The sequence below is a fragment of the Lutibacter sp. TH_r2 genome (assembly GCF_033101135.1).
In the GTDB taxonomy this organism is placed as follows: domain Bacteria; phylum Bacteroidota; class Bacteroidia; order Flavobacteriales; family Flavobacteriaceae; genus Lutibacter.
Genome location: NZ_JAWMPV010000002.1, coordinates 69,637 through 91,656, shown reverse-complemented (window position 1 = coordinate 91,656; position 22,020 = coordinate 69,637). Strand labels below are relative to the sequence as shown.

Below are 22,020 nucleotides of genomic sequence, written 5' to 3'. Positions count from 1 at the left end.
AATTTTGAATTTATTCAAATCAAATAATGAGTTTTTTTAAAAACCTATTTAGTTCTCAAAAAGATAAAGAAGTAGAATCTACTGATAATCCTTCTTTAAAAAATTTACCATTAGATGAAATTTTTGTAAAAAATTTCATAGAAAATAATGGTAAATTTTTGTATTGTACAACATTACAAGAAGTAACACAGAACTTAAATCAAATTGCAAAAGAAAATTCTTGGGACACTATTATTTGTAATGATATTGACTTACTAAAATTAGCAGCTACGTTAGATATAAAAATTAAACGTAGTTTTAATAATAAATTTCCTGTATTTGTTTCGTGTGAACACTTAATTGCTGAAAATGGAAGTGTTCTATTTTCTTCAAATCAATTAAAAGAAAATAAAATTTCTGAACTATCAGATAATTTTATTGTTTACGCTACTACAAGTCAATTAGTAAAAACAAAAGGGGAAAGTTTAACTGGAATAAAATCCAGATATAGAGGGAATATTCCTAGCAACATTAGCCCAATTAAGAATTACAATATTGGTGGCGATAATAGCAGAGATTTTATGAGTTACGGAAATACTAATTCAAAAAATTTATATTTGTTGTTGTTTGAAGATTTATAAATATGAAACAACTTTTAGTTAGAAGCCTTTCAGGATTCGTTTTTGTAAGCGTTCTTATTTTCTCAATACTGTATAGTAAAATTACATTTATTGCAATGTTTTTTATTTTAATGCTATTCTGTTTATTTGAATTTAAGAAAATGATAAAGTTGAAAAGCATATTTCCATATTTAATTGGAACTTTATTATTTGTTTTTGCAAATATTTTAAACGTTGAAGATGTGCCTGCTTTTAAAATTTTTGAATATGTAGGTGTTGCTTTGTTTTTAACTATTTTTATTTCATTTGCTTCTATTTTATTTGCTAAAAAAGAAGAAGTTGTAGAGCATTTAGGTAAAATATTTCTAACTATTATATATATAGTTGTTCCTTTTTCTTTAATGGTGCAAATCCCATTTCTAAATTCTAATTTTGACTATATTAACTCAACAATTTTAGGTGTATTTATTCTTATTTGGGTTGATGATAGTTTTGCTTATTTAGTGGGGAAAAATTTTGGTAAACACAAGTTATTAGAGCGTATTTCACCTAACAAAACTATTGAAGGTTTTATTGGTGGAATGGTATTTACTTTTATAGCAAGTTATTTTCTTGCGCAACAATTTACAACATTATCTTTAACACAATGGATTGTTATTGCCGGAATAGTTAGTATATTTGGTGTGTTAGGTGATTTAATTGAATCTATGTTTAAAAGGCAAGCTGGTGTTAAAGATAGCAGTAATTTTATTCCTGGTCATGGAGGTTTTTTAGACAGATTTGATAGCGTTATTTTTGCAGCGCCATTTATTTTTATTTACTTACAAATAGTTCACTAATATGTTTCATAAAGAAGGTTACAGAATAATATTAATTACCACCATAATTGTAGGTGTATTTTTTATTTTAATCGAAAATTTTATAGCTAATTTTATTGTAAACAAGGTTCTTTCTGTTTCAATTTTAATAGTTTATGTACTAATTCTTCAATTTTTTAGAAACCCTAAAAGAAAAACTCTAATTGATGATACTACTATAATTGCTCCTGTTGATGGTAAAGTTGTAGTTATTGAAGAAGTTGAAGAAAATGAATATTTTAACGATAAAAGAATTCAAGTTTCAATTTTTATGTCTCCTTTAAATGTTCATGTAACACGCTATGCTTTAAGTGGGGAAGTAAAATTCAGTAAATACCATCCTGGTAAATATTTAGTTGCATGGCATCCTAAATCTTCGGAAGAAAATGAAAGAACAACTGTTGTTGTTGAAAATAAAGTGTTTGGTGAAGTATTATACCGTCAAATTGCAGGTGCATTGGCTAGAAGAATAGTAAATTATGCTAAACCAAAAATGCAAGTTGTACAGGGTGAAGATGCTGGTTTTATAAAATTTGGATCTAGAGTTGATTTATTTCTTCCATTAGACACTAAAATTAATGTGAAATTAAATCAAAAGGTTAAAGGTGGTGAACAAATTATTGCAAGTTTAAAATAATGCTATAAAATGGGAGAAGATTTAAATAAAGAGTTTGAAAAAGCCTACACGTTAGCTTCTACAACTTCAACAAAATTACCTCCCGATGTAATGCTACAATTCTATGCTTACTATAAACAAGCTACTAAAGGCAATTCTGTTATTTTTCATAAACCATCAGGAAATGTTGAATTACGAAACGCTTTTAAATTAAACGCTTGGATTCAAATTGGAAATTTATCAGCTAATGAAGCCAAAATTGAATATATTAAATTGGTGAAAAAATATTTAGAATAACTTAATCTATTAACTATTATGAAAAAAACAATTGTATTTGGGATTTTAGCATTTGCAACTTTATTTATGTTTAATGCTTGTAAAGAAAAACCTAAAAAAGAAGCTGCTACAAAAGGTTATATTGTTGAAGCTAAAACTACTACTATAAATTGGACTGCATACAAAACAACTAGTAAAACTCCAGTAAAAGGTGTTTTTACTAAAGTTAATTTTGAAAATGCTACATATGGAAAAACATCTTTTGATGCTTTAAATGGTTTAAAATTTAACATTCCTGTAAGTAGTTTATTTACAAAAGATACTATTAGAGATAACAAGCTTAAAAAATTCTTTTTTGGAGTTATGGATAATACCAAACTTATATCTGGGACTATTAATATGAATAATGAAACATCAGGTACCGTTGATTTAACTATGAATGGAATAACTCAAACACTACCTATTACATACATTATTAGCGACCAAATGGTAACTATGGAAGCTTTAATGGATACAGATAATTGGAACGCTCAAAATGCGCTTATATCATTAAACGATGTTTGCAAAGAATTACACACTGGAGAAGATGGTATTTCCAAAACTTGGAGCGAAGTTAAAATTGATATTGCAACTTATTTAAAACATGAATAATTAATAGCCGTATTTTATAAAAGTATCTATTTTTATAAAATACGGCTATACTATTTTAGTGTTCAAACTTTTCAAATTCTAATTTCATTTGTTTAAATTTTTCTTGTAATTCAAATGAAAATTCTTTTGTATTCTCTAAATAATGATTCATTAAATTTATTGATCTACCTAAAATTACTTTACTGTTCTGCTCTTTTGAGTCTAAATAAATTAAACTAGCTAACATTTCAACTCTTTTTAGATAATCTCCATCCTTCTGTTTAAAAAAATTATAAACCTCTTCAAAATCACTGGTTAGAAAATAACCTTGTGTATTTCCTAATAAATTATAAGTATCAGAGATGTGTAATTGCATATTTTTATTTCCATTATCTAAACCATTTTCTAAATTAGATAACGCTTCAAAAAATGTAGTTACTAACCTCATTAAATAATCTTTTTTAAGCATTATTATAAGTATTAAAAAAGCCGCTTAAAGCGGCTTTTTTTGTTTTTAATATTCTAATTGTCTCAAGTAATTTAATTTAGTTACCCAAATTTCTAAAGTTTCTTTATAACTATCAATTTGATTTCGAACATTTTTTAGAAGTGGATTATCATCTGACACATTTGAAATAAAACCAATGTTATTTTCTAATTGTTGAATTTCTTTATTAGTCTCATCGATTTTTTTTCTAACAAACATTTGTTCTGAATCTAATTTTCTAAAATCACCTTGTTCTAAATAACTATTTACTAGATTTTCAAATTTCACCATTTCAACAGCTTCCTTATCAATTTTGTTTTCTGAAGCTATTTTATCTAACATTTTATTAAATTTCATTTCAATATGACGCATTTCGTAAGGAACTCTACCTAATGAACGCCAATTAGTTACAAAATCTTTTAATGTTTCTAAATCAATTTCAACTTTATTATCAATAGTGTTTTTAATAGTGCTTAATAAATCTTTTTTCTTGTTTAGTATTTCTACTTGCTCTTTGTTTCCTTCATCTTGCTTATTATGTAATCTATCAAAATAATAATTACAAGCATCTTTAAATTCTTTCCACAATTTATCGGAATACTTTCTAGGAACATGCCCAATTTTTTTCCAATCAGATTGAATTTTTTTCATCACTTCAGTTGTAGAATCCCAATCTTCACTATCTTTAAGTGCAATGGCTTTTTCTATAAGTGCTTTTTTCTTGTTTAAATTTTCTAAATAATCTTTTTTTAAGTCTTTGAAAAATAAATTTTTAGCTGCGTTAAACTTTTTTGTAGCATTTTTAAATTTATTCCAAATTTCATCACTTTTTGCTCTTGGAACTTGGCCTACTGCAAAAAACTTCTCACGTAATTTTTCAATTTCATTGATACTTTTTTGCCAATCTGATCTTGAATTATTTTTAGAAGTGTCTAAAGCTTCAATTTCAGCAATAACTGCTAGTTTTTTATCAATATTACCTTCAAATTTACTTTTTAAAGATTTATAATGCTCGTGACGTTTATCGTGAATTTTTTTTGTAGCCTCACTAAATTGATCCCAAACTTTTTCTCTATGTTCTCTAGCAACAGGACCAATATCTTCTTTCCATAATTTATGAAGTACTTGTAACTCTTTAAAAGCTTCATTAATATCTTCTAATTTATCTAATTCTTCTGCCTTTTCAACAAGCTTTAATTTTTCATCTAAATTATGTTTAAAATCAAGTTCACGTAGATCATTACTCATATGTAATAAATCGTAAAAACGTTCTACATGATGATGGTATGTTCTCCAAGTATCATTGTATTTTGCTCTAGGAATTGGGCCTGTTTCTCTCCATCTATCTTGTAAAGCTTTAAAATTCTTATACATATCTCCTCCATGAGCATTATCTACTAGATGTTTTAATTGCTCTATAACTTCTAATTTTATATCAAGATTTTCATTTAACTTATTTTCTTGATTTTTAAAAAACTCTGCACGTTTAATTTTAAAATCATAAAGGATACTATTATAAGTAGTTTTAATTGGATTTTGATAATGAAAATCTATAGTGTTTCCTCCTGCTGCAAGAAATTTTTCCTTTTCCGATTTAATTAAAGCTCCAAACTTACTGTTAAAGGTTTTTTTAATTTTATTAACATTCTCATTAATACTTTGTACTGGCTGATTTTTTACCAATGAAGTTAACTGATCAACTAATTCTTCTAGAGTAAATTTGCTATAATCAACAACTTCTATTTCCTCATGATCACTACCTTCTGAAGATTCAGCAATTTTATTTTCAATCTCGTCAATAGCTTTATTTGAAGATGTATTCTTTTCTACCTTTATTTCTTCAGTAACTTCTTTCTCTACTTCTGGCTTGCTATCAATTTCAACAACCTCTTTAGGTTTTGTATCAACTTTATCTGCTTTATCTAGATTTTCAGTTTTTTGATTTTTTAGGTTCTCTTCGTTTTCTTCCGGTAATTTTTCAGTTTCGTCTAACATATTAAAATGTTTAAGTTCAATAATTAATTTTAGGTTTTGTTTAGAAAATTAGAAATTTTCTGTTATAAAATTAGATGCAAAAATCTAACATTAGTTGCGTAAAAATAAGGAATTCATTTTACGAATTCCATATTTCCCATGACTTTTCTGCTTGTAACTCTAACATTTCTAATCCGTTTTTAATTTGTGCTCCATTTTTCTCTCCTTCTAATAAAAATTGAGTTTTTTCGGGGTTGTAAATTAAATCGTATAATAAATGCTTTTGTGTTATAAATTTATAAGGAATATCAGGTGCTTCAGTTGTATTAGGAAATGTACCAACTGGAGAGCAATTAACAATAACTGTATATTCTTTTAATATCTCTTCATTTAAAACTGAATATAAAAAATTGTTATCTCCAAGTCTTCGCGACACAAATTTAACTTCAATATTTAACTTTGAAAACGCATACGCTATTGCTTTTGAAGCGCCACCGGTTCCTAAAATTAGTGCTTTTGTATGATGTGGTTTCAACAAAGGTTTAATAGAATTTTTAAAACCATAAAAATCAGTATTATAGCCAATTAACTTATAATTGTCCGTAAACTTAATAGTGTTTACAGCTCCAATTTTTTCAGCATCTTCATCTATTTCATCCATATAACGCATAACGGCTTGTTTGTATGGAATTGTTACGTTTATTCCTCCAAAATCTTCTTCTTGTTGGTAATACAAAAAAGGAAATTCTTCAATTTCAGGAATATCGAAATTCACATATTTTAAATTGGTTAAACCAAGTTTCTCAAACTTTTCTGAAAAATATTTTCTTGAAAATGAATAAGATATGTCCTTTCCTAATAATCCAAATTTAAATTTTTTCATCTAAATAATTTTTTTGCTCTTCGCCATATTTATCAATTAATAAAATAATACCAAATCCAACTAGTACAAAAAACAATGCTATCCATGTTTCAGAACTTGAAAAATCTGGAAAATAACGCTTAAAGTTTTGAATTACTTTATCTCCATTTCCATCTAATAGTATTTGCCCATCTACCATTTTATAAATCTCTTTTTTCCAAGGCCAAACTATACCTAATGAGCCTGTTATAAAACCAATAATTACAGCAGTAACAATTTGATGCCACCGTTTTAAAACGTATCCCAAAATATGCGATGTAAACACTAAACCAAACACAGAACCGCCTGTGAATGTGGCAATTATTTTTAAATAACGAATTTGCTCTTCATTATCCATAAAACTAAAATCACCTAGAAAAACTTCAGTTAATGTTTGAAATAATACAGTTACTGAATCTACTAATAATAGTACATAGTTTCCCATTAAAATAAGAATAAATGAACCAGACAAACCTGGTAATGTCATGCCTGAAACTCCTATAATTCCACATGCAAATACAAACCATAAATTATCGTTTTCTTTAGCTGGATTCATAAAACTTATGGCTACTCCCATTGCAATTCCAATAAAAATTGAAATTACATTTTTTGTTCTCCAATCGTTAAATTCTTTAGAAATATAATAAATAGAACCTAATATCATTCCAAAAAAGGAACTCCAAACATATAACTCGTAATGATGAATTAAGTAGTCTAATACTAAAGAAACACTAAAGTAACTAAACATACTTCCTCCAAAAACAAGCAATAAAAATGGTGCATTTACATAATAATAAAAACTTTTAAAACGTCCATTTAAAAGTAATAATAAAGCTTTATAATTAATTTTTCGAAACGAGTAAATCATTTCTTCATAAAAACCCAAAACAAAAGAAACTGTACCACCAGATACGCCAGGAACTTTATTTGCAGCTCCCATACCTAATCCTTTCAAAAAAAGGAAAAATTTATCTGAAAAAGTACGCTCCTGTCTTGCCATTAACTCACATTTGAAGTGTTCGCAATTTTTTCTAATAATAAAATCACTACAAATCCAACAATTGCTAGACCAATAGCGCTTAAAATTTGTGGTTCACCAATAAAATTAGCAGGTAAAACACTTGCTTCTTTTATAACTACCTCTTTATCTCCATACATTCTGGTTTCTAAAACATTTTTCCAAGGCCATATTTTATTTAATGATCCTAAAATAAAACCAGATAAAACGGCTAACGTATAGTTTTTATAATTGCTAAATAGCCATTTTAATATTTTTGAAAAACTTAATAAACCTACTATAGCTCCTACTCCTAAAATTGCAATTAATTTAAAATCTCTATTATGAATTGCTTCTAATACTGGCTTATATGCTCCTAATAACACTAGTATAAAAGCGCCTGAAATTCCAGGTAAAATCATAGCACAAATTGCAAGTGCGCCTGCCAAAAACAAAAACATTGGAGATGAGTGTTCAGAAATTAATGGTTGTAGTGTTGTTATATAATATGCTAAAATAGCACCAAGTATAAATACAAGAACTGTTACAAAATTCCATTTAGTAATTTGTTTTGCTACATATAAAATACTAGCTAAAACTAACCCAAAAAAGAATGACCAAACCATAATAGGTTTGTGCTCTAATAAGTATGAAATTAGTTTTGCTAAAGATAATATACTAACAAAAATTCCAGCTAAAAGTGCAACTAAAAAATTTGCGTTAATTGCTTTCCATGTTGCTTTAATTCCATCTGTTTTTAACAACTTTAACGTTGCAAAGTTAATAGAACTTATGGATGTTAATAATTCTTCATAAATACCTGAAATAAAAGCGATTGTACCTCCCGAAACTCCTGGAACTACATCTGCGGCTCCCATTGCCATTCCCTTTAATGAAATTATTAGATACTGTGTAAATGTACGTTGTTGCATTGTTTTTAGTTAAACAACAAATGTACTATTTTTAAATAGAAGAATTTTTAAAATTAATTATAATATCTTGTACATGTTCTAGGTTATAAACTTCGATAAATAACTCTTTTAAAACTGTTTGGTACTCAAAATCTATAGTTAATGCGTTTTCTAAATGAAATTTTCCTTTTTCTAAATTTTTAAACTTAAAAAACAATCCACTTAAACGATATTCAATTTCTGCAAAATCGTAAAAATAGGTTTTGGCTTTTAGCAAATTTTTTAATGCAGCTTCATATTCACCAATAAAGCTTAAAACATCGCTTAAACCTATCCAAATTTCAAGACTCAAATCATTTAATGTCAAACATTTACTAAAAGCTTTTTCAGCTTCTTTATAACTATTTAATTTTAAATTTATTTGTGCATATTTACGCCAATATATTGAGTTTTGATCATCAATTTCTAACGCTTTATTAATAGTATAAAGAGCTTTTCTATATTTTTTTTGCTTAATTTTTAGACTTGCAATAGCTACCCAACCTTTATCTAATAGTGGATCTTCATGTACGGCTTTTTTGTAATATTGAATTGCTAACGCATCTAAATTTAGCTTTTCATAACATTCACCAATTCTTAAAAACGCAAAAGAAGTTGGATCGTCTAGTTCACAAGTAGCTTTGTAATTTTCAATAGCTTCTTCATATCTATTTAAGTTCTCCAAAGTTTTGGCCTTTTCTAGATATCCACCAACAAAATATTCATCAATTAAAACTGCATAATCAAAAGCTCTTAATGCTTCTTCAAAATTATCCAAAATAAAATGCTGACGACCTAATTGATGCCATGCAACCTCGCTATAAGGATCTTTATTTATGTAATTATCTAAATACTCAATTGCTTCTTTATGCTGATTTTGCATATCAAAGCAATAAATTACATTGTACAACGAAGAATAATCTTCAAAATCTACCTCTAAACATTTTGCAAAACTTAATCGTGCATCATCAAATTGATCTAAATAAAGATGCTCCATGCCAATCATTGCTAAAATATCTGCCGTTTCATCTGTAAAACTTAAAGCAATTCTTAAAGAATTTATAGCTTTTTGATGTTCATCCTTTTTTGAATATATAGCCGCTTGTTGAATATAAACTTCTTCGTTTGTTGGCTCAATTGCGTTAATTTCTTTTAATAACACCGAAGCTCTATCTAACTCATTATCAAACACATATATTTCAGCTTTTAACAGCTTTAATATAACTGAATTTGGGTGTTGCTTTAAACCTAATTTTATTGCTTTTTTGGCTAAAGAATTTTTACCTGAATCTAAATAATAATGAATAATTTCTTCAAACTCTATAGAGTCGAAAAAATACTCGCTATTAGTTTTTAACATCGACTCAAATTTAACACGAGATAAATTATTCTCTTTTGGAGTTAAAGACATAAAAAGTGTTTTTCCTTCAGCAATAAAAGTACAATAAGTGGTTAATAATTTTGTTGTAAGTTACATTTGTTTTTAACAATTTAATTAACAAAATACGCTATATTTGTTTTCCAAACAATGTTTGGTATATAATGAGTAAAAAAGAACTTCTCAACTCAAAAGAAATTGACATAATACTGCATAGGTTAGCGTGTCAATTGATTGAAAATCATAATAATTTTGAAGATACTGTTTTAATTGGGCTTCAACCAAGAGGTATTTTTTTAACTGAAAGATTGATTGAAATTCTAAAGAATGAATACAATATTTTGGATATTAACTATGGTAAACTAGATATTACATTTTATCGCGATGATTTTAGAAGAAGAGACGAACCTCTTTCTGCTAACTCTACAGATATTAATTTTGTAGTAGAAAATAAAAACGTTGTGTTTATTGATGATGTTCTGTTTTCTGGTCGAAGTATTAGATCTGCCTTAACAGCCATCCAATCTTTTGGAAGGCCTACAAATGTAGAATTACTAGTACTTATAGATAGACGATTTAGTAGACATTTACCAATTCAACCAAATTATAGAGGAAGACAAGTAGATGTTATTAATGAAGAACGAGTAATAGTGAACTGGAAAGAAAATGATGGTAAAGATGCCGTATATATTTTAAACGAATAAAAAATGAGTCAATTAAGCGTAAAACATTTAATAGGAATTAAGCATTTAAACAAGGCTGATATTGATTTAATTTTTAAAACAGCCGATAATTTTAAAGAGGTTATTAATAGACCTATTAAAAAAGTACCTTCATTAAGAGATATAACCATTGCCAATTTGTTTTTTGAAAATAGTACACGTACTAAACTATCTTTTGAATTGGCCGAAAAGCGTTTATCTGCAGATATTATAAACTTTTCCGCAGGACAATCTTCAGTAAAAAAAGGTGAAACATTAATAGATACTGCCAATAATATTTTATCAATGAAAGTTGATTTGATAGTAATGCGCCACCCAAATGTTGGAGCTTGTGACTTTCTATCAAAGCACGTAGACGCCAGAATTGTAAATGCAGGTGATGGAACACATGAGCATCCAACACAAGCTCTATTAGACTCTTATTCTATTAGAGAAAAATTAGGTAGCGTTGCAGGTAAAAAAGTAGTAATTATTGGTGATATTTTACACTCGCGTGTAGCCTTATCAAATTTTTATGCTTTAAAATTGCAAGGTGCTGAAGTAAAGGTTTGCGGACCTAAAACATTAATACCAAAATATGTTGAAAGTTTAGGAGTTGGTGTTGAATATGATATTAAAAAAGCGCTAGAATGGTGTGATGTTGCCAATGTTTTACGAGTTCAAAATGAAAGAATGGCAATTAATTATTTTCCTTCTACTAGGGAATATGCACAACTTTTTGGAATAAATAAAAAATTGTTAAACTCAATTGGCAAGGAAATTGTAATTATGCATCCAGGACCAATAAATAGAGGTGTTGAGTTAACAAGTGATGTTGCAGACTCAAAACAAGCAATTATTTTAAACCAAGTTGAAAATGGTGTTGCCGTTAGAATGGCAGTTATTTATTTATTGGCTCAACAAATAAAACACGAATAACTAATGAACATTTCAAAAAATAAAAAATATACTTTAGTTAAAATTGAAAACACTAATATTTCAAATTTTTTAAAGGATTTTACTAATAATTTTACTAATTTTAAAGGAGAGCAATTAATTGTTGATTTTTCTGAAAATAGCAATACCACAGAAAAAGATTTAATTTTATTTTTAAAATTAAATAATCAGCATAAAGAAGATGGCACAAGTTTTGTGATTATTTGTGAAACTGTTGACATTGATAATTTACCTGAAGAATTAAACGTTGTTCCAACATTAACAGAAGCTGAAGATATTATAGAAATGGAAGCTATTGAACGAGATTTAGGATTTTAAATTGATAAAATATAGATGAAAAAACTACTATTATTAACTTTACTATTATTCACCTTAAATTCTTTTGCCCAGCAAATAAAAGGTGAACTTATTGTTAATAATAAACAGCAATATCAAAAATCTATTATTAAAGTTTCTGCCTATCCTAACCCATTTATAAGTAAAACCAATATAAATTTTATAACAACAAAACCTCAAAAAATTACTTTTGTAGTTAAAAATTTATTGAGTAAAACTGTTTACTCTGAAATAATTTCAGCAAAAAAAGGACAAAACACTTTTCTATTTAATAGAAGTAATTTAACCAAAGGAATGTATCTATACTCAATAATAGCAGAAAACGAAACAATTTCAAAAAGAATGATTATTAAATGAGTCTAAAACTAACTATTTTAGGCTGTCATTCAGCCACACCAAGGGTAAATGCATACCCAACTTCTCAATTTTTAGAAATTAAAAATCAGCATTTTTTAATAGATTGTGGTGAAGGAACGCAAGTTCAATTAAGAAAATACGGCGTAAAGTTTTCAAAAATTAAACGCATTTTTATTTCTCATTTACATGGAGATCATTTTTTTGGATTGGTAGGTTTGGTTGCTACATTTAGACTTTTAAATAGAGAAAACGAATTACATATTTATGGTCCAAAAGGCCTAAAAGAAATAATTACACTTCAACTTAAACTTTCAAAATCTTGGACTAATTACCCTCTTATTTTTCACGAATTAAAATCAAAAGAAAGCGAATTAATTTTTGAAGATGAAAAAGTAGAAGTACATACCATTCCTTTAAATCATAGAGTGTACACTAACGGTTTTCTTTTCAAAGAAAAATTAGGAGAACGTAAATTAAATATGTCTGAAATTTCAAAATATAAAGAAATTGAAATTTGCGATTATCAAAACTTAAAAATAGGAAGAGATTTTACACTTCAAAATGGTAAAGTAATTGAAAATAACCAACTTACTTTAGATCCACCAGAGCCAAAAAGTTACGCATATTGCAGTGATACTTCGTATTTGCCTGAAATAATTCCAATTATAGAAGGTGCTACTTGCTTATACCATGAATCTACATTTTTACAAGAAAGAGCCGAACTTGCCGAAACCACTAAACATTCTACTGCAATGCAAGCGGGTAAAATTGCACGTTTAGCAAATGTTAAGCAGTTAATTATTGGCCATTATAGTAGTCGCTATAAAAACAAAGAAGATTTTAAAAATGAAGCCCAATTAGAGTTTAAAAACACTTCACTTGCCATTGAAGGTGAAACCTTCTCTATTGATTAACAACCCTTTAAACATTAAAAATAAACTCTTATATTAGCGTATACTAACTTTAATATTTTTTTTGAATAAAAAATCAATAAATAGCGTTTATAATAAAATCTTCAAAACTTATCCTCAAGTTGAAATTGAAGAACATATAAAAAAGTTAATAGAATTAGATTTCTATTACCCTTACAACACTACATTTTTTTGTATTACTAATACTGTAACTCAAAGTTTTGAATATGTAAGTAAAAATTTTACCGCTTGTACAGGATATAAAAAAGATAAGCTAACAAATGGTGGAATGGATTTTTTTTGGTCGCTTTTTCACAAAGATGATATTGGGTTATGGATTGAAAGTTTACAAAGCTTAATGCAATTCACAATGAATGAATTAGATGAAGGTAAACGCAAAAGAATGAGCTACACATGGAATTATCGAATTAAAAACAACGATGGTAACTATGTAAATATTATTCAAAACACTACTCCTCTACAATTTGATGAAAACAAAAAACCAATAATTGGATTAGCTCATTACACCGTTTTAAATGAAGGAATTCATATGGATATATGTGCATCTGCTAAATATTTAAATAGTAAAAATGAATATGAAACTTTGTATTTCACAAATCTCTCTAATAAAAATTTATTAAATGCCATTAGTAAAAGAGAGCGAGATATTATACGCTTATTACTTATAAAAAAAACCAGTATTGAAATTGCTGAAAATCTTCATTTAAGTAAGCATACTGTAGATACACACAGAAGAAATATATTGAAAAAATTTAATGTATCGTCAACAGGAGAATTAACTTCATTTTTCAAAAAAAATATCAACTTACTTTAAAATACTCACAATGAGTATTGTTTACTAGAATAGTTCAACTTAATTTAGTCCTGTAAGAATTAATGTAAAATATTAATTAAAAAATAGGAAAAAGTAAAAGTGATTTATTAATTAGTCAGTTTAAAGTCGTCCCTTATTTTAAATTATGGTTAAAACTAAATACGATAGTGAAATTATTTTAAACACATGGAAAGGTTATGTGTGCTTAAAAGAAATTGATCCAAAATGTAAAGGTATTATAAACCTTTACGTAAATGGGTTTTCAGCAAATTATGTTAATAATTACTCTGAAGCACAAATAAATACTATTGATTATGCTATAAATAATTCAGAAAACATCCAAAAAATTCTATTGCTAAAAATTTCCAGTTATGCTTTAGAGAATAACATAACACTTTCTAATTTAAAAAATCAGATTGGTTTGTATAGCATTTCAATTATAGAAAATGAAAAGGATAATTACGCTTATAGTAACTATATTATTAAATTATATGATTTAAATTCTAAAGTATATACATTAAAAGTTTATTCATATAAAGATTTTGTATTCAGAATAAAAGAAATTTAATACGCACCAATACTTAATAACACTAAAGTACAAGCCCGTTCAAAAGCAATATTACTTCCCTGCAACATTTGCTCAAAGAACGGGTTTTCTGTTCCTGGATTAAATAAAACTCTTTTTGGCTTTAAATCAATTATATATTGGTAATATTCAGGTTGATTTCTAGCACTTAAATACAGCGTAACGGTATCAACATTTTTAAAGTTTAATAATTCTGTTTCAATAGTTACATCTTCAACTTTTCCATTTCTTTTTGCAAAAGCAACAACATCAATACCTTTCTCTCTTAATCTTTTTATAGCAATATTTGAATATCTATTTGGATTTTCCGAAGCTCCAATTACTAATGTTTTTTTATTCATTTGTTTAAATTAGTTAAAGTATGTTTATTATAAAAGTCTAAAAAGCTCTAGAAAACTTACATATAATTTAACCATTTTATAACAGTTAACAAACTCTAAAGTATTTAGTTATATAACAATATAGTATAGAAAAAGGCTGTCTAAAAAGTATTCAAAATCGTTGTTCTAAATTTACTATAGAAAAGTATTATGCTAATTATCTATAATTAGTATACTAAACTAAGACAAATTAAAGTTTACGAAATTCTCTTTTTAGAAAGCCTCTTTTATTAGTGTTAGTAAATTACCAACGTATTATTACACTTCCCCAAGTAAATCCACTTCCAAAAGCTGCCAACACAACTAAATCATTATCTTTAATTTTACCTTTTTCCCAAGCTTCAGTTAAAGCAATAATTACAGATGCTGCAGTAGTATTTCCATATTTATGAATATTACTATGCACTTGATCATCTGTTAATTTAAATTTCTTTTGAATAAATTGTGTTATTCTTAAATTAGCTTGATGAGGGATTAACATATCAATATCTTTCTCTTCTAATCCGTTTGTTTTTAAACCTTCGTATATAGCTTCTGAAAAACGAACAACTGCATGTTTAAACACAAAAGTTCCATTCATATATGGAAAATAAGATTCATCATTTTCATCATTAGTTTCAAGTAGTTCAGGAACCCAATGTTTAGCACTAGGTGCAAGTACCGTTAATTCTTTGGCATGTTTTCCTTCTGAATGTAAATGTGTTGAAAGTAGACCTTTTGCAGTATCTTCACTTCTAGATAAAACTGCTGCTCCAGCACCATCTCCAAAAATTACAGAAACACCTCTACCTCTAGTACTTTTATCTAAACCAGATGAGTGGTATTCTGCACCAACAACCAATATATTTTTATACATTCCAGTTTTAATAAACTGATCTGCTACAGACATAGCATAAATAAAACCAGAACATTGATTTCTAATATCTAATGCTCCAACAGTTTTCATATCAAGCATTTCTTGAAGCTGAACACCTCCACCAGGAAAATAAAAATCTGGGCTTAAAGTTGCAAAAACTATAAAGTCAATATCTTTTGAAGTTAAACCTGCTCTTTCTATAGCTATTTTTGAAGCTTTTGCTCCCATCACTGAAGAAGAATCATCAGTTCCTTCTTTAATCCATCTTCTTTCCTGAATACCTGTTCTTTCCTGAATCCATTCATCATTAGTATCCATAAATTTGGACAAATCTTCATTTGTCACAATATTATCTGGAACATAGTATCCTAATCCAGTAATTTTTGAATTATACATAATTGTTAATTTTTTACTTTATTTTTTCAAACTTACTAAAAACCACATATTAATACAATAGCTTTTTAGTAATATTTCAATTCATATTAATTTGTAATTTAATAAATTTTCATCACTTCTTGCAAACTTTTTTTGGTTATGTTTGGTACATATGTATTGTCAGAAGCATAACCAACTGGCAATAATAAAAAAGCGCGCTCATTATCTGGACGTTGCAATATTTTTTCTAAAAAACGCATAGGGCTTGGCGTATGTGTTAAGGTTACCAAACCTGCATTATGTATGGCTGAAATTAAAAATCCACAAGCCAAACCAACCGATTCGTTCACATAATAATTTTGATGTTTTTTACCTTTGTTATCATACTCAAAAGGTTGTTTAAAAACAATAATTAAATATGGTGCTGTTTCTAAAAAAGGCTTATTTGCATCTGTACCTAAATGTTTTAAATCATCTAACCACTCTTCACTCATACGTTGAGCATAACTTTTACGCTCTTCCTCTTCAGCAGCCAATCTAATCTGTTTTTTAATTTTTGGATTGGCAACTACACAAAATGTCCATGGTTGTTTATTAGCTCCTGATGGTGCTGAAGAAGCTGTTTTAATTATATTTTCTATAACTTCAACTGGAACTTCTTTATCAGAAAAATCTCGTATAGATCTTCTTTTTTTCATTAACTCAAAATATTCTTTTGAACATTTTAACATTTCATCATTAGAAATAGTTTTACCATTATATTTTAGATGTTTAAATCCGTTTATTTCTATAAAATCACTTTGTTTCATGCGTGTATTAATTAAGAGCTTAAATATAGTTTTTTAACTAAAAAACACTTCTTAAAAGAATAAAAAATATTTTAAACTCTTTTATCACGTATAAAAATAATAGATTTATAATCTATTTTGAACAACTTTTTTATAATATTAAATCTAATTCTATCTTAATATAATTTCAGAAAATTGAGGAGTTGCAGCACCTAATTTTTCACTTAATTTTGATGGTGATGAATTTCCAACAATTACTTTGTAAGCACCTTTTCTCCAAACTTTTTCTCCTTCAACATTAATTACCTTTAAATCCTTTGCTTTTATAGTAAAGTTAATGGTTTTAGTTTCTCCTTTTTTTAATGAAATACGTTGAAAACCTTTTAAACTTGTATTTGGTAAATTTTCATCATTTTTAACAGGACTAATATATAACTGCACAACTTCATCAATATCAAAATCTCCAATATTACTAACTTCAACAGAAACATTTAACTCATCTTTACTTTTTAATTTTTCTTTATTTAACGTAAGGTTTTTAATTTCAGTTTTTGAATACGTTAATCCAAAACCAAATGGAAACATTGGTTCTTCCGTCATATACTTATAAGTTCTACCTTGCATAGAATAATCATCATAAGCAGGTAGTTGAGCAATACTTTTTGGAAACGTAATTGGTAAATGACCTGAAGGAGAAACATCTCCGAACAATATTCTAGCTACCGCATTTCCTCCTTGTTCACCTGGATACCAAATTTGTAAAATTGCATCGCAGTCTTCTTCAATTCCTTCTAAAGATATTGGGCTTCCACTTGCAACAACTAATACAAGAGGACCTTTTTTTTGCTTTGCAATCTCCTTTACATAGTTTACTTGATTTTCTGGTAATTTTAAATCTGCCTTATCACCAATATCTTGTGAAGCAATAGCATCAACCTCTTCTCCTTCTCTATCTGCGGTTAAACCAACTACGCATATTGTTACATCAGACATTGAAGCAACAACTGGAGCATAATTTTTAGGATTTATATTTTTATGAAATGGCAATGCTCCACTTCTATAATTTAATGAAGTTCCTAAAGAAACTATATCTGTAATTCCTTCTAAAATAGTAACTAAATTAGAACTTACACCATAATAACTTCCCATTAACATATCACCAGAATTTGCAAAAGGTCCGGTTACATAAGGCACTTTAATATCTTTTGGCAATGGTAATATATTGTTTTTATTTTTTAAAAGAACTATCGATTTCTCTGCGGTTTCTAAAGCTAATTGCACATGCTCTTCACTATGAATTTCTTCTTTACCAATTTTTGAATATGGATTCTTATCGTCCTTATCAAACATTCCCAATCTAAAACGAGTTTTAAATAATTGCTTTGTTCTTTTATTAATTAACTCTTCTGTTACCAAACCTTTATTCATTGCTTCTTGCACATGCTTAAATGTACTTCCACAATTTAAATTGGTACCAGCGTTAATAGCTACAGCTGCAGCTTCAACACCCGTTTTCACATATTTCATTTTATAAGCAATTCCTCCAACTGCACCACAATCTGAAGTTATATAACCATCAAAACCCCAAGTATCTCTTAAAATTTCTTTTAGCAAATATGGACTTGCAGCTGCTGGTTTTCCATAAACAGCATTGTATGCAGCCATTACACCTTCAACTTTTGCGTCTTTTACTAGAGCTTCAAAAGCGGGAAAATAGGTTTCATATAAATCTTGCTTTGTTGGTTCTGCATTAAAAGTATGACGCACATTTTCAGGTCCAGAATGCACTGCAAAATGCTTTGCACACGCTGCTGTTTTTAAGTATTTATCATCATCTCCTTGCAATCCACTTACAAAAGCAACTCCAATTTTAGACATTAAAAAAGGGTCTTCTCCATACGTTTCTTGACCTCTACCCCAACGTGGATCTCTAAAAATATTTACATTTGGTGTCCAAAAAGTTAAGCCAGAATACCTGCTGTGGTTCCCCATACTTTGTGAAACCTTATATTTTGCTCTAGCTTCATCTGATATTGCTGAAGCAACTTTCTTTGCTAATACTGGGTCGAACGTTGCGCCAAGACCAATTCCTTGTGGAAAAATTGTTGCTTTTCCATTACGAGCAATTCCGTGTAAAGCTTCATTCCACCAATCATAATCAGGTACATTTAACCTTGGAATTGATGGTGCAGAATTTACTAATTGTCCTACTTTTTCTTCTAAAGTCATTTGAGACACTAAAATATCTACACGCTTTTCAATTGATAAACTTGTATCTTGAAAAGAGAAATCTATATCTTGAGCATTTAATTTAAATTGACTTACTACACAGATTATTAAAACAGCTAAAAAATTATATTTCAATCTAATCATTCTTAATTTATTTATTCTTTAAATCTTCGTTCTCTTGGGCAATTCTTTTTTTCTGCTTTCCATTTAAACCTAATTTGTAATAAAATTCTGGTTGATGATGAACGTTTGTTCTTTTCATATCTTGATCATCTACATCTAAACTTAAATCGCAATCAAATCTAGTTAATACTGCATGATTTGTAGACCAACCATTTACAGCTGTAAAATGAGATATTCCCCAAGTAATTCCTTTTCCATATTTTGTATCTGTAAAAGCATCTGGTATAAACGGTCCACCAGCACTTGGCATATATTCTGTTATTGAAGCAATATCAAAATTAACTCCATCTTCAGCATATTGAACTGTAAAATGTTCATTTCCATCTCTAATAACCAATGCAGCAATTCCTTCTTTAAAAGGAAACATTGTAGTTTCGTGACCTGAATTCATTACAGGATTTAATGGATGCTTTGTAAAAGGCCCAAGTGGATTATCAGCAGTAGCCAAACCTTGCATTCTTATTAAATTTGGTTGTCCATTAGAATCTGATTTATAGTATAAATAAATTTTCCCTTTATATACTAAAGGGTATGGATCGTGAATTGAAAATTGATCCCAAGCTCCTTCTGGTCCGTTAGGAATCACCACTTTATTATATGGTGTCCAAGGTCCATCTGGTGAATCGGCATATGAAACTGCTACCGGACAATCGTCTCCGCGTTTTCCACTTGCTTCCATAAACCCTTGGTAGTATAAATAATATTTACCTTTCCACTCTAAAATATCCGTTGTTGACACAGATCTCCAACCAACATTTGGTTTTTCAGGTCTTGGAATAGCAACTCCTTGTTCTTCCCAAGTAAATCCATCTTCACTTGTAGCGTAAAAAATATCACATAAATCCCAATCACTTGAAGGAATAACATCTGTACTATTTTTAGCTCCTTTTGGTGGAGTTGGTGTTTCTCTATGAGTATACCAAACATAATATTTTCCATTTGCAAAAATTACTTTTGAAGGGTCACGACGCGAAATAGTTCCATCGTGATTGTTATAATCAAATCCTTTCAATTCTGTGTATTTAAACTGTGTATACAATTCATTATCTTGAGGTCTTGGAGCCATGTAATCGTTATAATTACGTTCCATTGCGTTGCTTAATTTAATATTAGGCTTCTCATTTGGAAACTCATATGGAAAAATTCCTTCTTTCGGTTCTTCTTTTACTTCTTTATTTTGTCCTGTTGAACAAGAAACAATTAGTAGTGATACTATAATTAATAAATACTTCATGTGTTATAATTTTGCTTGTTTTTTATATTTTTTTGGTAATTTAGTAATCGGTTTTATTTGAATATTTTTATAATAAACTTCAGCAGCTTCAGACTGAATTTGAATTTTTCCACTTTGAATAGGAATTGTTTCCCCACCAACATTATAACGTGCATTTTTAACAACATTTACAACGTTTCCGTTTACTACATGAATACTTGTTCTACCAAAACAAATAACCTCAAGCGTATTCCATTCTCCGTTTGGATTTTCATATAATTTATTTTTAGATGCTTGCCCAGCTTCAAAACCTTTTCCCCATTTTAATGGAGTTAACTTACCTTTTGGATTATATACAAAGTATGGTTTTCCATTTTTTTGTAATAATCTATCTGAAGGTACATCACCATAAACATCATTTAACGCTATAAAATCTCCACAATCTCCTTCTTGAACTTGGAATTCTAAACTACTCATCCATACATTCCAAAATGCACCATGCGGTCCATTGCAATGGTATAATACTCCACTATCTCGTTTACTTTGTAGTCTAGGTTCCCACTTTTTCTCTCCCCATTTAAATTGAGTTTTAAAATGGTAGTTTTCATATTCTTGTTTAGACGTTAATCCTCCATATACTTCACCTGTAATTTTTAAAATTATTTCTCCTTCTTCATTTATTGTTGAAAACACTTTTTTAGGATCATTGTTTACACCTAAAGGAACTCCTGTTCTTCCATCTTTGCTTTTACCTTCCCAAACCAAATCAACAGATTCGTGAGGAACTCCCATAAACTTATCCCATTTAGATAAATTAGAGTCTAACAAATTTTCCCAACCTTCATTCATTTCAACATCAATTCTTCCTGCTGTCCAGTTTACGGCTTCAATAATATGTTTTTCGTAATCTGGATTACTAAAAATTTCTTTGGTATGTCCCATTCCAGTATAAAAAACTCTTCCACCTTCATAATAATGATACCATGCTATTGGGTGATTTTGATTCATTTTTTTTCCTTCATAAGAACTTTCATCTAAAGTTAGTAATACGTTTACATGCTCAAGAACTGGCTCTTTAAAATTATACCATTCATCAACAACAGTAAATGTTTTATCAAAATGTTCTATTGAAGGATGATTGCATGAATGATTTACATCTATTTTAGCTTGTTGCGTTTTAGGGTGACTTTTAAATTGAGCTCCTAACATTTTCGCATACCAATCCCAATTAAATTCTGTATCACATGCTGAATGAATTCCTACAAAACCTCCACCTTTATTTATAAACTTTTTTATGGCTGTTTTGGAAACTTCGTCTAAAATATCTCCTGTTGTATTTAAGAAAACAAGCACATTGGTTTTTGATAAATTGGCATCTGACAAATAACTTGTTTCTTCAGAAAAAGACACATTCCAATTCTCTAATTTTGCCCATTTTTTAAATTGTTCTTTTCCTGTTTCAATAGATTTATGCCTCCAACCAGCCGTTTTGGAAAACACTAAAACACTTGTAGTTTCTTGCGCAATTAATTCATTAAAACTAACAAGCATCACAGCTATTAAAAATAAATAATTTCTTAAAATTTTAACCATAATTCAATAAGCTTTACACTTTATCAAATATACGTTTTACTCTAAAATACTACAG

The 22,020-nt window shown here is 28.3% G+C and carries 24 protein-coding genes; 12 read left to right on the top strand and 12 right to left on the bottom strand.

The features are described 5' to 3' along the window. Window positions 1-26 precede the first annotated feature (26 nt). The 5 genes from R3X25_RS07800 to R3X25_RS07780 are packed head-to-tail and all read left to right on the top strand — an operon-like array spanning window position 27 to window position 2,999. Window positions 27-620: a hypothetical protein gene (locus tag R3X25_RS07800; protein WP_317673594.1), complete on the top strand. Its 594-nt coding sequence runs from the start codon at window positions 27-29 to the stop codon at window positions 618-620. 2 nt (window positions 621-622) lie between these two features. Further along, window positions 623-1,438: a phosphatidate cytidylyltransferase gene (locus R3X25_RS07795; protein WP_317673593.1), complete on the top strand. Its 816-nt coding sequence runs from the start codon at window positions 623-625 to the stop codon at window positions 1,436-1,438. 1 nt (window position 1,439) lies between these two features. Continuing rightward, window positions 1,440-2,093 carry a phosphatidylserine decarboxylase family protein gene (locus R3X25_RS07790; RefSeq protein WP_317673592.1) on the top strand — a complete coding sequence of 218 codons (654 nt, stop codon included), beginning with the start codon at window positions 1,440-1,442 and terminating at the stop codon, window positions 2,091-2,093. Between the two features lie 9 nt (window positions 2,094-2,102). Beyond that, window positions 2,103-2,369: an acyl-CoA-binding protein gene (locus R3X25_RS07785; protein ID WP_317673591.1), complete on the top strand. Its 267-nt coding sequence runs from the start codon at window positions 2,103-2,105 to the stop codon at window positions 2,367-2,369. 18 nt (window positions 2,370-2,387) lie between these two features. Continuing rightward, window positions 2,388-2,999, top strand: coding sequence for a YceI family protein (locus tag R3X25_RS07780; RefSeq protein WP_317673590.1), 612 nt, complete (start codon window positions 2,388-2,390; stop codon window positions 2,997-2,999). Between the two features lie 55 nt (window positions 3,000-3,054). On the opposite strand, the gene R3X25_RS07775 is transcribed toward R3X25_RS07780, so the two are convergent. The 6 genes from R3X25_RS07775 to R3X25_RS07750 form a co-directional block, all read right to left on the bottom strand. Then, window positions 3,055-3,426 (bottom strand): hypothetical protein, encoded by a 372-nt coding sequence (locus tag R3X25_RS07775; protein WP_317673589.1) that lies wholly within the window; start codon window positions 3,424-3,426, stop codon window positions 3,055-3,057. A gap of 66 nt (window positions 3,427-3,492) precedes the next feature. Continuing rightward, entirely contained in the window at window positions 3,493-5,460 is a 1,968-nt protein-coding gene (locus R3X25_RS07770; protein ID WP_317673588.1) for a DUF349 domain-containing protein, read from the bottom strand. A gap of 118 nt (window positions 5,461-5,578) precedes the next feature. Then, window positions 5,579-6,322: a shikimate dehydrogenase gene (gene aroE / locus R3X25_RS07765; protein WP_317673587.1), complete on the bottom strand. Its 744-nt coding sequence runs from the start codon at window positions 6,320-6,322 to the stop codon at window positions 5,579-5,581. Beyond that, window positions 6,309-7,340 (bottom strand): DUF368 domain-containing protein, encoded by a 1,032-nt coding sequence (locus tag R3X25_RS07760; RefSeq protein WP_317673586.1) that lies wholly within the window; start codon window positions 7,338-7,340, stop codon window positions 6,309-6,311. The genes aroE and R3X25_RS07760 overlap by 14 nt, the downstream gene beginning before the upstream one ends. Then, a complete protein-coding gene (locus tag R3X25_RS07755) occupies window positions 7,340-8,269 on the bottom strand; it encodes a DUF368 domain-containing protein (protein ID WP_317673584.1) in 930 nt (309 codons plus the stop codon). The genes R3X25_RS07760 and R3X25_RS07755 overlap by 1 nt, the downstream gene beginning before the upstream one ends. Window positions 8,270-8,300: 31 nt before the next feature. Then, window positions 8,301-9,698 (bottom strand): tetratricopeptide repeat protein, encoded by a 1,398-nt coding sequence (locus R3X25_RS07750; RefSeq protein WP_317673582.1) that lies wholly within the window; start codon window positions 9,696-9,698, stop codon window positions 8,301-8,303. A gap of 131 nt (window positions 9,699-9,829) precedes the next feature. Between R3X25_RS07750 and pyrR the strand changes: the two genes are divergently transcribed. The 7 genes from pyrR to R3X25_RS07715 all read left to right on the top strand — a co-directional run bounded on the left by pyrR (window position 9,830) and on the right by R3X25_RS07715 (window position 14,330). Next, window positions 9,830-10,369 (top strand): bifunctional pyr operon transcriptional regulator/uracil phosphoribosyltransferase PyrR, encoded by a 540-nt coding sequence (pyrR, locus tag R3X25_RS07745; protein ID WP_317673580.1) that lies wholly within the window; start codon window positions 9,830-9,832, stop codon window positions 10,367-10,369. Between the two features lie 3 nt (window positions 10,370-10,372). Continuing rightward, window positions 10,373-11,305 (top strand): aspartate carbamoyltransferase catalytic subunit, encoded by a 933-nt coding sequence (locus R3X25_RS07740; RefSeq protein ID WP_317673578.1) that lies wholly within the window; start codon window positions 10,373-10,375, stop codon window positions 11,303-11,305. Between the two features lie 3 nt (window positions 11,306-11,308). Further along, window positions 11,309-11,641 (top strand): ribonuclease Z, encoded by a 333-nt coding sequence (locus R3X25_RS07735; RefSeq protein ID WP_317673576.1) that lies wholly within the window; start codon window positions 11,309-11,311, stop codon window positions 11,639-11,641. A 15-nt stretch (window positions 11,642-11,656) separates the two neighbouring features. Beyond that, window positions 11,657-12,016: a T9SS type A sorting domain-containing protein gene (locus R3X25_RS07730; RefSeq protein ID WP_317673574.1), complete on the top strand. Its 360-nt coding sequence runs from the start codon at window positions 11,657-11,659 to the stop codon at window positions 12,014-12,016. Further along, the gene (locus tag R3X25_RS07725) at window positions 12,013-12,930 is read left to right on the top strand and encodes a ribonuclease Z (protein ID WP_317673572.1); all 918 of its coding nucleotides are present in this window, start codon (window positions 12,013-12,015) and stop codon (window positions 12,928-12,930) included. Before R3X25_RS07730 ends, R3X25_RS07725 begins: the two co-directional genes overlap by 4 nt. A gap of 61 nt (window positions 12,931-12,991) precedes the next feature. After that, window positions 12,992-13,762, top strand: a complete 771-nt coding sequence (locus R3X25_RS07720) for a LuxR C-terminal-related transcriptional regulator (protein WP_317673570.1) — start codon at window positions 12,992-12,994, stop codon at window positions 13,760-13,762. A 145-nt stretch (window positions 13,763-13,907) separates the two neighbouring features. Beyond that, window positions 13,908-14,330 (top strand): hypothetical protein, encoded by a 423-nt coding sequence (locus R3X25_RS07715; protein WP_317673568.1) that lies wholly within the window; start codon window positions 13,908-13,910, stop codon window positions 14,328-14,330. Here the strand turns inward: R3X25_RS07715 and R3X25_RS07710 are convergent. The 6 genes from R3X25_RS07710 to R3X25_RS07685 form a co-directional block, all read right to left on the bottom strand. Further along, a complete protein-coding gene (locus tag R3X25_RS07710; RefSeq protein ID WP_317673566.1) occupies window positions 14,327-14,689 on the bottom strand; it encodes a CoA-binding protein in 363 nt (120 codons plus the stop codon). The genes R3X25_RS07715 and R3X25_RS07710 overlap by 4 nt on opposite strands. A 283-nt stretch (window positions 14,690-14,972) precedes the next feature. After that, window positions 14,973-15,980, bottom strand: a complete 1,008-nt coding sequence (locus R3X25_RS07705; protein ID WP_317673564.1) for a beta-ketoacyl-ACP synthase III — start codon at window positions 15,978-15,980, stop codon at window positions 14,973-14,975. A 98-nt stretch (window positions 15,981-16,078) separates the two neighbouring features. Further along, the gene (locus R3X25_RS07700) at window positions 16,079-16,768 is read right to left on the bottom strand and encodes a nitroreductase family protein (RefSeq protein ID WP_317673563.1); all 690 of its coding nucleotides are present in this window, start codon (window positions 16,766-16,768) and stop codon (window positions 16,079-16,081) included. A 150-nt stretch (window positions 16,769-16,918) separates the two neighbouring features. Then, window positions 16,919-19,120, bottom strand: a complete 2,202-nt coding sequence (locus R3X25_RS07695; RefSeq protein WP_317673562.1) for a glycoside hydrolase family 3 C-terminal domain-containing protein — start codon at window positions 19,118-19,120, stop codon at window positions 16,919-16,921. Window positions 19,121-19,127: 7 nt separating this feature from the next. After that, entirely contained in the window at window positions 19,128-20,393 is a 1,266-nt protein-coding gene (locus R3X25_RS07690) for a glycoside hydrolase family 117 protein (protein WP_317673560.1), read from the bottom strand. 3 nt (window positions 20,394-20,396) lie between these two features. Then, entirely contained in the window at window positions 20,397-21,965 is a 1,569-nt protein-coding gene (locus R3X25_RS07685; RefSeq protein ID WP_317673558.1) for a ThuA domain-containing protein, read from the bottom strand. Window positions 21,966-22,020: the final 55 nt, after the last annotated feature.

What these genes read in the sequence shown, in the direction of transcription:
- R3X25_RS07725 (WP_317673572.1), top strand. Translation starts at nt 12,013, where the DNA reads ATGAGTCTAAAACTAACTATTTTAGGCTGTCATTCAGCCACACCAAGG.
- R3X25_RS07690 (WP_317673560.1), bottom strand. Translation starts at nt 20,393, where the DNA reads ATGAAGTATTTATTAATTATAGTATCACTACTAATTGTTTCTTGTTCA.
- R3X25_RS07800 (WP_317673594.1), top strand. Translation starts at nt 27, where the DNA reads ATGAGTTTTTTTAAAAACCTATTTAGTTCTCAAAAAGATAAAGAAGTA.
- R3X25_RS07760 (WP_317673586.1), bottom strand. Translation starts at nt 7,340, where the DNA reads ATGGCAAGACAGGAGCGTACTTTTTCAGATAAATTTTTCCTTTTTTTG.
- R3X25_RS07705 (WP_317673564.1), bottom strand. Translation starts at nt 15,980, where the DNA reads ATGTATAATTCAAAAATTACTGGATTAGGATACTATGTTCCAGATAAT.
- R3X25_RS07730 (WP_317673574.1), top strand. Translation starts at nt 11,657, where the DNA reads ATGAAAAAACTACTATTATTAACTTTACTATTATTCACCTTAAATTCT.
- R3X25_RS07710 (WP_317673566.1), bottom strand. Translation starts at nt 14,689, where the DNA reads ATGAATAAAAAAACATTAGTAATTGGAGCTTCGGAAAATCCAAATAGA.
- R3X25_RS07780 (WP_317673590.1), top strand. Translation starts at nt 2,388, where the DNA reads ATGAAAAAAACAATTGTATTTGGGATTTTAGCATTTGCAACTTTATTT.
- R3X25_RS07790 (WP_317673592.1), top strand. Translation starts at nt 1,440, where the DNA reads ATGTTTCATAAAGAAGGTTACAGAATAATATTAATTACCACCATAATT.
- R3X25_RS07785 (WP_317673591.1), top strand. Translation starts at nt 2,103, where the DNA reads ATGGGAGAAGATTTAAATAAAGAGTTTGAAAAAGCCTACACGTTAGCT.
- R3X25_RS07770 (WP_317673588.1), bottom strand. Translation starts at nt 5,460, where the DNA reads ATGTTAGACGAAACTGAAAAATTACCGGAAGAAAACGAAGAGAACCTA.
- aroE (WP_317673587.1), bottom strand. Translation starts at nt 6,322, where the DNA reads ATGAAAAAATTTAAATTTGGATTATTAGGAAAGGACATATCTTATTCA.
- R3X25_RS07755 (WP_317673584.1), bottom strand. Translation starts at nt 8,269, where the DNA reads ATGCAACAACGTACATTTACACAGTATCTAATAATTTCATTAAAGGGA.
- R3X25_RS07695 (WP_317673562.1), bottom strand. Translation starts at nt 19,120, where the DNA reads ATGATTAGATTGAAATATAATTTTTTAGCTGTTTTAATAATCTGTGTA.
- R3X25_RS07750 (WP_317673582.1), bottom strand. Translation starts at nt 9,698, where the DNA reads ATGTCTTTAACTCCAAAAGAGAATAATTTATCTCGTGTTAAATTTGAG.
- R3X25_RS07715 (WP_317673568.1), top strand. Translation starts at nt 13,908, where the DNA reads ATGGTTAAAACTAAATACGATAGTGAAATTATTTTAAACACATGGAAA.
- R3X25_RS07795 (WP_317673593.1), top strand. Translation starts at nt 623, where the DNA reads ATGAAACAACTTTTAGTTAGAAGCCTTTCAGGATTCGTTTTTGTAAGC.
- R3X25_RS07700 (WP_317673563.1), bottom strand. Translation starts at nt 16,768, where the DNA reads ATGAAACAAAGTGATTTTATAGAAATAAACGGATTTAAACATCTAAAA.
- R3X25_RS07735 (WP_317673576.1), top strand. Translation starts at nt 11,309, where the DNA reads ATGAACATTTCAAAAAATAAAAAATATACTTTAGTTAAAATTGAAAAC.
- pyrR (WP_317673580.1), top strand. Translation starts at nt 9,830, where the DNA reads ATGAGTAAAAAAGAACTTCTCAACTCAAAAGAAATTGACATAATACTG.
- R3X25_RS07740 (WP_317673578.1), top strand. Translation starts at nt 10,373, where the DNA reads ATGAGTCAATTAAGCGTAAAACATTTAATAGGAATTAAGCATTTAAAC.
- R3X25_RS07775 (WP_317673589.1), bottom strand. Translation starts at nt 3,426, where the DNA reads ATGAGGTTAGTAACTACATTTTTTGAAGCGTTATCTAATTTAGAAAAT.
- R3X25_RS07685 (WP_317673558.1), bottom strand. Translation starts at nt 21,965, where the DNA reads ATGGTTAAAATTTTAAGAAATTATTTATTTTTAATAGCTGTGATGCTT.